Here is an 11,777-nt window from a genome sequence, read left to right as displayed (position 1 = left end):
TCAATCCCGGGTGAAGCGTTCCGGTACCCGGATCATCGCCCTGGCTTTCGGTCCGAGCGGCTTGCCCAGGATCTCCTGAATCACTGCGGAGGCGATGATCGGGTCGTCCAGGTAGCCGGCATGCACGAGATACCCGGCAAGGAGTCCGCCGATCCCTTCGTCGATTGTGTCCCGGTGGACCAACACAACCGACTTCTTGTCCTTCAGCGCCTCATCGAGGGTGGAGAAGAACGGCATGAGGCTGCCGTTCTCATCCTCCGGACCGAACGGGCAATGGAGTACTTTGAAGCCGGCGTCCTCGTAGGCGGAGACATTCTGGTTTCCAGGCAAGAGCGAGACGATCGATGTGATCTTTGCCTCTCTTCGGAGCCAGGCGATCTCCTCTTCGCGGCGAACGCGACGATGCTGAAAGCCGTAGCCGCCGATGCGTTCACACACCGCCAGCCGACCGGCGATAACCCACACAAACTCTCTCGGTTTGAGACCCGTCATCCACCGACCTCATCGAAGTTCCTCGATCGCACGATAGCGTCGGCAACCCGGGCAGATTGGAGGTTCCCGGGAACATCATGAACCCGGACGCAGAATACTCCGGCGGCCACGGCCAGGGCAGTCGTACCGGCCGTTGCCGCGTCCCTGTCCAGAGGGTCCGGCAATCCGGCCAGCGCACCTAGAAACGACTTGCGCGATGTTCCCAGAATCACCGGATACGAGGTCGACGTGAAGGCCTCGAGGTCGTGGAGCAACCTCAGGTTGTGCTCGATCGACTTCCCGAAACCAATGCCCGGGTCGAGGCAGATGCGCTCCCGGCCGATACCCGACGATTCGGCCAGGGCGGCGCTCTCCAGCAGGGCGGCCAGAACTTCCGCGGTCACATCGTCGTAGTGAGGCTCGGCCTGCATCGTGGCCGGCGTGCCCTGCATGTGCATGAGCACCACCCCGGCGCCCCGGTCGGCGATCAACGCGGCCATCGCCGGATCCGACAGGGCAGAGACATCATTGATTATCTCTCCACCTGCCGACAAGGATTCCTCGGCGACGCAAGCTTTCGTGGTGTCGACAGAGACCACGATGCCGTCTGCTGCAAGCGCCCGCACTACCGGCACCACCCTCCGAGCTTCCTCTTCCGCAGATACGGGAGGCGCCCCGGGCCTCGTCGACTCTCCCCCGACGTCGACGAGGTCGGCCCCTGCCGCGGCCAGCCGACGCCCATGGGCGACCGCCTCCGCCTGGTCGAAGAACCGGCCTCCGTCCGAGAAGGAGTCCGGGGTGACGTTGACGACTCCCATCACGAGCGTGTGATCGTCATTGCTCAGAGCCCTGGTTCGCAACTGCCAGTCCACGAGAGTCATCGACCGCCGTAGATCAGCGAAAAGGCTTCAGCCCGGGTCGCATCCAGGTCGCAGAAAGCGCCGCGGACTGCCGACGTGACGGTTATCGATGCGGGTTTGTTAACGCCACGCATGCTCATGCAAAGGTGCTCGGCCTCTACGACCACAAGGGCTCCATGCGGCTTCAACCCTTCCATGAGCGTGTCGGCTATCTGCGTGGTCAGGCGCTCCTGAAGCTGCGGCCGGCGGGCGAAAGCTTCGACCAGACGCGCCAGCTTGGAGAGCCCGGTCAGACGACCTTTCGGCAAGTAGGCGACATGAGCCTTTCCGTGAAAGGGCACCAGGTGGTGTTCGCACATCGAATAGAAGGCAATGTCCTTGACCAAAACCATCTCATCGTGGCTCTCGTCGCTGAAGACGGTGCTGATCACGCTGCCGGGGTCGACCCGCAACCCGCCGAACACCTCGGCATACATCCGGGCGACTCGTTCCGGGGTGTCCACGAGGCCTTCCCGGTTGACGTCCTCACCCACTGCTTCGAGAATCGCCCTGACCGCCTTGGCAATAGCTTCCTGCTGGACTTCGGATCCGGCCTCTGCCATATGCTGCTCCTCAGGTAACCGGGCCGTGCTCGGTGATGTGCGCAGCGGCCGCAAACTCCTCCGACGATGACGTTGCGGGCATCTGGATTCGCATGGCCCCGTCCGTAGTGTGCTCCCACTTGGGCACATCGTGGAAGAGCGCGGCAACCTCCTCGGCGTCGATCGTCTCTTTATCGATCAACTCGGCGGCAATGCGATGCAGAGAGTCCTCGTGAGCGGTCAGTATCTGCTGCGCCTCGTCGTGGGCCTGGCTGATTAGCTTTCGGACTTCGGAATCGATGTACGAAGCGACTTCGTCGGAGTAGTCGGGCTGCCGCGAATAGTCGCGTCCGAGGAAAACCTCTCCCGCCGCGTGCCCATACTTCATCGGTCCGAGCCGGTCGCTCATCCCGTATTCCATGACCATCTTGCGGGCGAGATCGGTGGCCTTGTCGATGTCGTCGCTGGCGCCGGTTGATGGGTCGCCGAATATCAGTTCCTCGGCTGTGCGTCCACCCAGCAAGAGGGCCAGCTCGTCGACCATTTCGCTCCGCCGCTTGTAGAACCGATCCTCGGTGGGGAGGGAGAGGGTGAATCCGCCGGACCGACCGCGCGGAATGATCGTCACCTTGTGAATCGGATTGGTGTTCGGCAGAGCAAACCCCACCAGCGCGTGCCCGCCCTCGTGATAGGCGGTCAACTTACGTTCCGGTTCCGAGATGACCCGGCTGCGTCGCTCGGGACCGGCGATGACACGGTCGATGGCTTCCTCCAACTCGTCCATCCCGATGCGCTTCTTGTCGCGTCGGGCGGCCAGCAAAGCGGCTTCGTTGATCAGGTTGGCGAGGTCCGCTCCGGTGAACCCCGGGGTTTGGCGAGCCAGGACCGTGTTGTCGATCTCGTCCTCGAAGGGCTTGCCGCGCGAATGCACGGCCAGAATCGCTTCGCGACCTTTCAGGTCGGGTCGATCGACGACGATCTGACGATCGAAACGGCCCGGACGCAACAAAGCCGGGTCGAGGATGTCCGGCCGGTTGGTACCGGCGATGACGATAACGCCCGTGTTCACGTCGAAACCGTCCAGCTCGACCAGCAACTGGTTGAGGGTCTGCTCGCGCTCATCGTGCCCGCCGCCCAGGCCGGCACCGCGGTGCCGACCCACTGCATCGATCTCATCGATGAAGATGATGGCCGGCCCCTGCGCCTTCGCCTGCTCGAAGAGGTCGCGTACCCGGCTGGCGCCGACGCCGACGAACATCTCTACGAAATCGGAGCCCGAAATCGAGAAGAACGGGACACCGGCCTCACCGGCCACCGCCCTGGCGAGCAGCGTCTTCCCCGTTCCCGGCGGCCCGTAGAGCAAGACGCCCTTCGGGATCTTGGCGCCCATTGCGCGAAACTTCGACGGGTTCTGGAGGAACTCTTTGATCTCCTCCAGTTCTTCAATGGCTTCATCGACCCCTGCAACGTCGTCGAAGGTCACCTTGGGTGTGTCACGGGTGACCTGCTTTGCCTTGGCCTTCCCGAACTGCATGACGCGATTGCCGCCGCCCTGCATCTGGGTGAATATGAAGATCATGAATCCGATGAGGAAGAGCCAGGGCAGAAGGCTGATGACGACCTCCCATATGGAGGTGTCTGATTCGGCCGTCATCGCAACCTGGTTCTCAACGAGGATCTCCGTGAGCGTCCCTTCCCATTCCGGCGGGTAGGAGAAGGTGAAGTCGGGCGATGTGTCGGGCCCATCCACACGGTCGCCGGTAACGAGATCGGACCTGGTGAAGATCGTGACCGACTCGATCTCGCCGTCTTCAACCAGCTGAACGAACTCACTGGCAGTGACATCGACGGCCTGGTCACCGGTCTCAAACCAGGTTTGAGCAACGACGACCATGAGCACGACGACGACGCCGTATACGAGGATGGTACGAAGGGTTCTGTTCATGAAAGCTCGCTAATCACTATCACGGGCTTCCACATGGTATGCCGCTCTCGGAACTACACAGCATCGAGCTCAGTCATCTTCTTCCATCACGGCAATCTGAGGCAGATTGCGGAGCTTCCCGGCGTAATCGAGGCCGAAGCCGACAACGAACTCCGGGCCTATGTTGAAGCCCGTGTATTTCACGTCGAGCGGGACCCGCTGGATCCCCTCCTTCACCAACAATGCCGCTACTTCGAGACTGGCCGGACGGCGGACCCGCAGGCTCTTGAGGAGGTAGCTGAGGGTGAGGCCCGAATCGATTATGTCCTCGACGATCAGCACATCCCGGCCGGCGATCTCCTGGTCGAGATCCTTGAGAATCCTCACCACGCCCGACGTCTGAGTCGCCGCGCCGTACGAAGACACGGCCATGAAGTCAAACTCAACCGGAACCGTCAAATGACGGGCGAGGTCGGCCATGACTATGAAGGCGCCCTTCAACACGCCGATCATGAGTAGATCCTTGCCCTCGTAGTCGGCGTTGATCTGGGCGCCGATTCTGGCGAGCGCTCCGTCGATTTCTTCGGCGGATACGAGTGTTCTTCCGACTTTCACGGGATCTCCATTGCTGCGTTTACCCAAAGGTAGCGCCGCGTGGACGATCCCACCCAAACGGACCGGGAGATTCCCGCTCCCGGGATCCACACGACCGTCTCGCCGGAGAGCACGACGGGCCAGGTCGACCGCTGGTCGGCCGGCACCCCCACTCGTCTGAGCCGCTCGGCAACAGGCACGCCGTCGACGACATCCCCCGGTTCGGCACACCGGATGGTCAGGTGAGGCGGGAGGGAATCTGCATCTGACACGGCCGTCCACGAGGAGAGCGGATAGGCGGCGGGCGGCCGCTCATCCGTCCACGCCGCGAATGCCCATGAGCCGAATCGAGCTTCTCCCGGCACGGTCCACCCGCGCGCTGCGGGTGGTTCCGGGTCGGAAGGGCGGGCGATGATCAACCAGGGGCCGCTTCGATAGGCTCTGATCCCCCCGGAGACTTCGGCCGACGCCGCGGTGCCGTAGGCAACGGCTACCAGCCTGTCGATCTCGCTCCTGGTGCCGGCGTGGGGACCGCGCACCAGTCTCATCGCCTCGCGCAGAGCCTGCTTCGCGGCCGCCGGCCCAACCGCATGGAGCTCGGGTGCGGCCAGCGCCACGCCGTTGTCGACCTTCCGGATGCGGACCCGTTGTTGCCGTTCCGGGAGCTCCGCCGCCACCGTTTCCGCCAGGGAGGCGAGAGCGGTCCGAAGCTGCGGATTGAACCGCCTCTCGAGATCCGGGATCGTCTCCCGCCGGATCTGGTTTCTCCTCGGATCGGGATCATCGTTGGCGGGATCATCGCGCCACGGGAGGCCCAGCAGGGTCGCCAGCTCCCTCGTTTCCGATCTCGTTACACCAAGAAGCGGCCGCACCAGGTTGCCTCGACGGAAGGGGATGCCGACGAGTCCGTCCAATCCGGCACCGCGCAGGATGTTCAGCAGGACGGTTTCGGCCTGGTCATCTCTCGTATGTCCGGTCACGAGCAGTTCGCCTGCTCGCAAGGCCGACTCGAGCGCTGAGTAGCGCACAATCCTCGCCTGATTCTCCGGAGATGCCCCTGCCGGGATATCGACCTCGCGGACATCCAGGTCGACCACCAGCCTCGCAGCAATGGCCGCGGCAGCCTCCCTCATCGCAGGCGATCCGTCCAGCCGGTGGTCGATATGGATTGCCCTGCATCGGACACCGGCTTCCACCATCAACCACGCCACGACGGCGCTATCGGCTCCCCCGCTCAGCGCGATCGCAGCGGGCCCGGAGGGAATCTTCCCCAACGCCCGTACCCGGGCAGACAGTTCGCCTAGGCGACGCGAGCCAGCCATGCCGAAGGATCGTGGATCTCATCGAGTGTGGGCAGCGAGTGCTCGCCTTGCCATACCAGGTCGACCGCCTCCCACCCGGCCTCGCGCTCGACGGCGAGCACGAACTTCTCTCCCAGCTCGTACTGGCGAAGCTTCATCTCGAGTCCGGTGATCCGGAAGAAAGCCGCGGCGCGTGCATCCATCCGGCGTCGCTTGAGGATCGAGGACATGCGCTTCTGCGTCACCAGGTGCCGGGCCCCTATGCGGTCCATGATCACGTGACCGTGGCCTTCCAGAACAGACATGAGCGCCTGTACTTTGTCGATCAGTTCACGCTGTGAATCGCTGGCAAAGAGACCCAGCAGACCTGCCTCCCCGATGAAGTCTGTTTCGCCCTCACCTGCCGCCCTGATCTCCTCGATGATCCTCTTGAATCGGCCGCGCTCGGGCTCGGCGCTCTCGATCAACCCCCGAACCAGAGACAGGAAGTAGTCCTGCATCCACGGCACGGCGGTGAACTGGGCGCGATGGGTGCTCTCGTGCAAGGCGAGCCAGAACCGGAACTCGTCCGGATTGAACTGATTGGCCCGCTCCATGGCCAGCACGTTGGGTCCGACGAGAAACACTATGTCACCATCCGACTCGTCGGTGGGAAGCACTAGTTCGTACTGGCCCAGCACCCGCCGCGACATGACACCCAGGAGTGCACCGGTCTCCGCCGCCACTATCCGCCTGGCGAAACCGGCCGCTTTGGCACCGACGACTCCGGCCTGATTCAGTCTCCCGGCGATCTTCGCCTCGGCCGGTTCCATCAGCCGTGAGAAGAACTCGACGTTGCGACGAACCCAGTCGGTCCGACCTACCACCTCGACCCCGGCGCTACCCCCCGGGATCAGGCCGGTTTCCTCACCAACGAGTTCTCCGGCACGTTCGAGCAGGGCGGGTGCCTGGCGTCGAAACGATTCGATGTGATAGGTAGATTCGAGTGGGTGGCTGCCTGCGACCCGATCGGCCACTCTCACGGCCAGGGACCAGGGAATGCCGCCGGTCATCGCACTACGCGATACCGTTTGCCGACTACTCCGACGAAGTACTGCACGACGGTGAGAACGACCGCCAGCACCGCAACCACCAGCAGCGTCGGGATGAGATAGCGATAGGTCCACGAGGGAGTGGCTTCGGTCTCCGCCGGTTCCGGCGCCTGTATCGCCGGCACGTCACTCTGTGCGACCGCATCGACAACGGCGAGCGCGGCGGGCGCAACTGCCAGCAGTGCGAAGATCAGGAACAGAAGTAGCGCGATTCGGCGAGCGGTGTTCGACATGGTCGAAGAGATTAGCCGCAGGTCGCGCATGGCGGGTCCGGGCGCAGCACGAGCGACTACTGACGGCCCTCGCGCAAGACGCTGCGCAGGCGCTCGAGCAGTTCTTCCGGCACGTCCTCTGAACACTTGTCGCGGACGACCGATCTGAAGCGATGCTCGAAATCGTAGGCTCCTTCGCACATCCGGCACGAACGAAGGTGCCGGTTGATGCGGAACCGGCGATACCAGGTGATCTCACCGTCGAGGTAGAAGTAGATCCTCTCTACCGCCTGCTCACAGCTTCGCCTACTCATCGGTGTCCTCCGGTTGGCCCGTCAGGCCGCGTCCACTCGCGAACTCCCACAACGCTTTCTGGAGCGCCTTTCTTCCACGGTGCAACCGGGACATCACGGTTCCGATCGGGACGTCCATGATCTCTGAGATCTCCTTGTAGGAAAAACCTTCGACATCTGCCAGCAACACCGGCAGGCGGAAATTCTCGGGAAGCGCCTCGATCGCCTGTTTGACATCGGAATCCACGAACCCGGACAACACCTCGTCTTCTGCGCTGCGCGCAGCTTCTCTCGTTCCGTCCGAGGCGACACGGCGATACAAGTAGAGGGCCTCCACCTCTCCGAGGTCGACCTCTTGCGGGCGTCTCGCCAGCTTTCGATAGCGGTTGATGTACGTGTTCGTCAGTATGCGATAGAGCCACGCTTTGAGGTTCGTTCCCGCGGTGAACGTCTCGTAGGCGCGGTATGCCTTCAGGAAGGTCTCTTGAACGAGGTCCTCGGCATCCGCCGGATTGCGGGTCATGCGCATCGCCGCGGTATACAGCTGGGGGGCATACTGCATCGCATCGGCCTCGAAGTTGGCTTGATCAGCCACGGAATCTCCTGTCGCCGTGGTGACGATACCAACCGGTGGAAGGCGACGGACCGGCTGCGTATGCATTCCGACTGGAACGGAGCCGGAGCGGGGATTCGAACCCCGGACCTGCTCATTACGAGTGAGCTGCTCTACCCCTGAGCTACTCCGGCGGCGGCCCGGAATGATAGGGCATCGGGGAGCCTGGGGCGAAGTAGGAGTCCGACCCCTGCCGTCTCCCACTCAGTGCGGGCCCTGATCCATGTGATCGTTCATCCAGGCAGCCCAAGCCGCCATCATGGTCGATGCCGGGTTGTCCAGATCGCGGTAGTCGCCCGGATTCAATGCAGGCCCGATCGTCACTGTTACATGACTGCGGCGGAGCCGGCCGGCGCCCAGGCCGAAGGCTTCGTCCGTACCGGTCACCGCCACCGGCACCAGCGGCACATCAGCTCGCAGGCTCAGCCAGGCGGCAGACGGCGCGGAATCCGAAGCTCCCCAGGCGTCCACGATTCCTCCCTCGGGGAAGATCCCGACAGATCCGCCGGAACGCAAGTGATCGACGGCCGTCCGGATGGCTGCGAGCGGCACCCGGATGCGAGAGAGCGGGATTGAACCGAACGCCCGCAGCACTGCGTCGAGCCAGAGATGGACGCCCCACAGGCCGTCGACCGCCAGAAACCGGAGTGGTTTGCCCACGGCGATGCCGACGATGGGCGGATCGAGATGGGAGAGATGATTGGCTGCCAGAACGATTGGGCCGGCCGGCAAGGCAGCCTCATATCTCACCCGCAGCCGCCACCCGGCACGCGCCAGAAGCCGGGCGGGAGGCAGCGCCAGCTTCCAGGCCAGGAGCCACCACCTGAACGGCGGAGCCGCGGGGTCAGGTGCCGAGGTCGGCAAAGAGCTCCGCCAGCACCAGCTTCCGCCGCTGGTTCGACCGTAGAGCAACGACCGCGCCCAGAACACGCTCGGCGGCAGCAACCGCCCGGGCGGGTGTGATCATCGCAAGATCATGCACCGGTATGTCACGATTGCGCACCTCGCCTCCGAACTGCGCTGCCGCCGAATCGGTGTACCAGGACGCAAGCATCTCCAGGCCCGAAATCACCAGGGCCTGTTCGGCCCGTTTCCGTTCCCGGGCCTGCCTGTCCTTGAGCGCCTTCCCGGCTCCTCCTTGACCTTCCGCCTCCGCGACCTCATCGACGTGGCGCTGTTCGAGGGCGCCGAGCATCGGATCGAGGGCCTCCAGAACCTCTTCGGCCAGGAGAAAGGCTCTCCCGGGATTCGGCGATACGCGTTGAGGTATGCCCATCCAGGTCCGCCGGTATGCGGCGGCCTCGGGCTGCATGGCGAGTGTGAGGGCCAGGCCCGGGCGTCCCCCGGCGACCTTGGCGACCTGCTCGGCCTGCTCGGGCTCGACGCCCCTGCTCACCAGCCCGGCTACCAGCTCACTGTGGTTGACCCGGCCGAGCTGCACGGTCCTGCAGCGGCTGGCAATAGTGCTGGGCAAGTCCTCCTCGGCTTCGGTCGCAAGCAGGAACACCGTCGAGGCTGAGGGTTCCTCGAGAGTCTTGAGCAGGGCGTTCGCCGCTCCCTCGCTCATCGCCCCGGCCTCGGCGATGAGGAAGACCTTCCGGTCTCCCTCGACCGGTGTCATCCTCGACTGCGCGACGGTCGTCCGCGCCTGGTCCACGGTGAGCAGCGCGGTTCCTGCCGGTTCTATGGCGACGAGGTCCGGATGAGTGCCGGAGCCGACACGTCGACAGGTCGAGCAAGGCGCATCGTGCTCGCCCCGGGTGGGGCAGAGAAGCGCGGCGGCGAATCGTCTGGCAACGGTGGACTTGCCAACGCCGGCCGGGCCGACGAAGAGGTAGGCCTGTCCCGGACGGACTACATCCCTGGCGAGCAGATCAACGACCCTCTCGTGGCCGATGACATCTTCGAAGAGAGGCCTCACCATCGCTGCTCGACGATGTCGATGACTGCCGCAACGACCTCTGGGAGGGGACGGTCGGCCGCCACGCTACGGAACACGTCCGGCTCCTTCTGTGCCAGCTCGGCGAAAGTCTCGGCAACCCGCTGCTGGAAGTGGACACCCTCCGCTCCGATCCGATCGGCCGTCGATTGCCGGGACAGTCCTATCGCCGGGTCCAGCTCGAGAAGCACGACCAGCTCGGGCCAGGTTCCCAGCAAACCGGCGGCGTTCACCGTCCGAACTGTCTCAACCCCCAACCCGCGGCCGCCACCCTGATAGGCCAGCGACGAATAGACCGTCCTGTCGCTGATCACCCAGGTCCCGGCGGCGAGCGCCGGACGAACGACGTCGGCGACGAGCTGAGCTCGCTGAGCGGCGAACAGCAAAGCTTCGGTCCAGGGTTCCAGATGATCGCCGTGCAGGAGTAGTTCGCGGATCCCCTCCCCGGCAGGAGTCCCGCCCGGCTCACGGACGACGATGGCGTCGCGGCCGGTTGAGCGAAGATGGTCCGCGAGTCGCAGCGCCACCGTGCTCTTTCCCGTTCCCTCGACTCCCTCGAGCGCGATGTAGCGAGCGCTCATGGCCTATTCCTGTTCGACCGGCGCCGGCCCCAGGAGAAGGCTTCGGAGGCGTCCTCGATCCTGCGTTTTGCCTCGGGCGTGAGCCGCTGACCTCTGATCAGATCACGAACGGTCCAGACGGATAGAACTCCGGACAGCAAGACGATGATCCCTCCGAGCATCAACACTGCGCGGACTCCGTCGTCGAGCGGCGAGGGCAAGTGGCCGTCGATTGCTGCGGCGACTGCTCCCGCCAGCGCCACAGATGCGAGGAGAGCGGTCCGCACCACCGTGAACAGGGCCGCAAAGGTGCGGCCTCGGATCTCGTCGGCGACCTGCTCGTGAAGTGCACTGAAGCCCATTACGTAGGCTCCTCCGGCGCCGAGCCCGACAAGGAACACCCAGCCCACTGCACCGAGCACGGTGTTGACGACCGACGTCATCATGGTTGCCAGACCGGTCACGATCAGGCTCACGGCGAAGAAGATCTCGTACTTGAACCCCGAGATGTTCAGGCTTGCCACCACCAGCATGCCCAGACCTACGCCCGTCCCCAGGGCCGTCAACAGGACGCCGAAGCCCGAGTCTCCCGCATTGAGGGCGTCGACACTGAACGGCTGCCCGAGCACGAAGAGCGAACCCCCGCCGAACAGAGCAGTCGCCATCCCGAGGATGATGACCCGAACGTGCTTTTCCCGGGCGACGAAGGCTATTCCTTCTTTGAGGTCCTCCCAGGGGGTCTTGAGATCGAATCGGTGGTCTCGCCGGCGCTCATCCGGGATGTCGGGCGTCTTGAGCGCCATGGTCGCAACGATCAGGCCGCTTATCACGAACGTGAGGGCATCGGCGAGAAAGGCGAGGTTCCTGCTGGCAATGGCCGAAGCTTCCGGAATCCACTCGCCGATCTTCGAGACAATCGACCAGCCGATGGAGCCGAGCGGGAAGGTCCCGTAGGCACTGACGAGGCTCAGACTGTTGGCCGTCACGAGTTGCTCCTCGGTGACGATATTCGGAATGCTCGCTTCGCGTGCCGGCTGACGGATCAGCGTGAGCACCTCGAGCGCGAACGAAATCAGAAACAGCTCCAGCAGGTTGTCGACGAGCATGAGCAGCAGCACAATGGCGCCGCGGCCGAAATCGGCGATGACCATCGTCCATTTGCGATCCAGCCGGTCGGCGACGACGCCACCGACCGCCCCGAAGATACCGGGTAGCAGCCGGCCGACGAGCGGAACGATGATCCCGGTGACGCCACCGATCTCGTTCGCCAACGCGATGGTGGCAAACAGCGCTATCCAGTCGCCCAACGACGAAACGGTCCCCGACCACCACAACCTG

14 protein-coding genes and 1 tRNA gene are annotated in these 11,777 nt (G+C 64.1%); all 15 read right to left on the bottom strand.

All coding sequences use genetic code 11. The features are described 5' to 3' along the window. A complete protein-coding gene (locus VLT15_06380) occupies positions 1 to 492 on the bottom strand; it encodes a hypothetical protein (GenBank protein HSR44839.1) in 492 nt (163 codons plus the stop codon). Continuing rightward, entirely contained in the window at positions 489 to 1,352 is an 864-nt protein-coding gene (gene folP / locus VLT15_06375) for a dihydropteroate synthase (protein ID HSR44838.1), read from the bottom strand. Before folP ends, VLT15_06380 begins: the two co-directional genes overlap by 4 nt. Next, on the bottom strand, positions 1,349 to 1,933 hold the full coding sequence (gene folE / locus VLT15_06370; GenBank protein ID HSR44837.1) for a GTP cyclohydrolase I FolE: 585 nt from the start codon (positions 1,931 to 1,933) through the stop codon (positions 1,349 to 1,351). The genes folP and folE overlap by 4 nt, the downstream gene beginning before the upstream one ends. A 10-nt stretch (positions 1,934 to 1,943) precedes the next feature. Further along, complete coding sequence (ftsH, locus tag VLT15_06365; protein ID HSR44836.1) at positions 1,944 to 3,857, bottom strand: ATP-dependent zinc metalloprotease FtsH; 1,914 nt, start codon at positions 3,855 to 3,857, stop codon at positions 1,944 to 1,946. 69 nt (positions 3,858 to 3,926) lie between these two features. After that, positions 3,927 to 4,451 (bottom strand): hypoxanthine phosphoribosyltransferase, encoded by a 525-nt coding sequence (hpt, locus tag VLT15_06360; protein HSR44835.1) that lies wholly within the window; start codon positions 4,449 to 4,451, stop codon positions 3,927 to 3,929. Beyond that, positions 4,448 to 5,752, bottom strand: coding sequence for a tRNA lysidine(34) synthetase TilS (tilS, locus tag VLT15_06355; protein HSR44834.1), 1,305 nt, complete (start codon positions 5,750 to 5,752; stop codon positions 4,448 to 4,450). The genes hpt and tilS overlap by 4 nt, the downstream gene beginning before the upstream one ends. Next, positions 5,731 to 6,783, bottom strand: a complete 1,053-nt coding sequence (locus VLT15_06350; GenBank protein HSR44833.1) for a zinc-dependent metalloprotease — start codon at positions 6,781 to 6,783, stop codon at positions 5,731 to 5,733. The genes tilS and VLT15_06350 overlap by 22 nt, the downstream gene beginning before the upstream one ends. Continuing rightward, positions 6,780 to 7,055, bottom strand: a complete 276-nt coding sequence (locus tag VLT15_06345) for a hypothetical protein (GenBank protein HSR44832.1) — start codon at positions 7,053 to 7,055, stop codon at positions 6,780 to 6,782. The genes VLT15_06350 and VLT15_06345 overlap by 4 nt, the downstream gene beginning before the upstream one ends. 56 nt (positions 7,056 to 7,111) lie before the next feature. Beyond that, positions 7,112 to 7,348, bottom strand: coding sequence for a mycothiol system anti-sigma-R factor (rsrA, locus tag VLT15_06340; GenBank protein HSR44831.1), 237 nt, complete (start codon positions 7,346 to 7,348; stop codon positions 7,112 to 7,114). Beyond that, positions 7,341 to 7,922 (bottom strand): sigma-70 family RNA polymerase sigma factor, encoded by a 582-nt coding sequence (locus tag VLT15_06335; GenBank protein ID HSR44830.1) that lies wholly within the window; start codon positions 7,920 to 7,922, stop codon positions 7,341 to 7,343. The genes rsrA and VLT15_06335 overlap by 8 nt, the downstream gene beginning before the upstream one ends. An 80-nt stretch (positions 7,923 to 8,002) precedes the next feature. Next, positions 8,003 to 8,074 (bottom strand) — tRNA-Thr (locus tag VLT15_06330). Positions 8,075 to 8,144: 70 nt separating this feature from the next. Then, positions 8,145 to 8,690: a lysophospholipid acyltransferase family protein gene (locus tag VLT15_06325; protein HSR44829.1), complete on the bottom strand. Its 546-nt coding sequence runs from the start codon at positions 8,688 to 8,690 to the stop codon at positions 8,145 to 8,147. 94 nt (positions 8,691 to 8,784) lie between these two features. Beyond that, complete coding sequence (locus VLT15_06320; protein ID HSR44828.1) at positions 8,785 to 9,864, bottom strand: DNA polymerase III subunit delta'; 1,080 nt, start codon at positions 9,862 to 9,864, stop codon at positions 8,785 to 8,787. After that, positions 9,858 to 10,460 (bottom strand): dTMP kinase, encoded by a 603-nt coding sequence (tmk, locus tag VLT15_06315; GenBank protein ID HSR44827.1) that lies wholly within the window; start codon positions 10,458 to 10,460, stop codon positions 9,858 to 9,860. The genes VLT15_06320 and tmk overlap by 7 nt, the downstream gene beginning before the upstream one ends. Next, the gene (locus VLT15_06310; protein ID HSR44826.1) at positions 10,457 to 11,746 is read right to left on the bottom strand and encodes an MFS transporter; all 1,290 of its coding nucleotides are present in this window, start codon (positions 11,744 to 11,746) and stop codon (positions 10,457 to 10,459) included. Before VLT15_06310 ends, tmk begins: the two co-directional genes overlap by 4 nt. Positions 11,747 to 11,777 lie beyond the last annotated feature (31 nt).

It is taken from the genome of Acidimicrobiia bacterium, from assembly GCA_035471805.1.
Classification (GTDB): domain Bacteria; phylum Actinomycetota; class Acidimicrobiia; order Spongiisociales; family JAHEDJ01; genus JAHEDJ01.
This window is presented reverse-complemented; position numbering and strand designations above follow the sequence as displayed.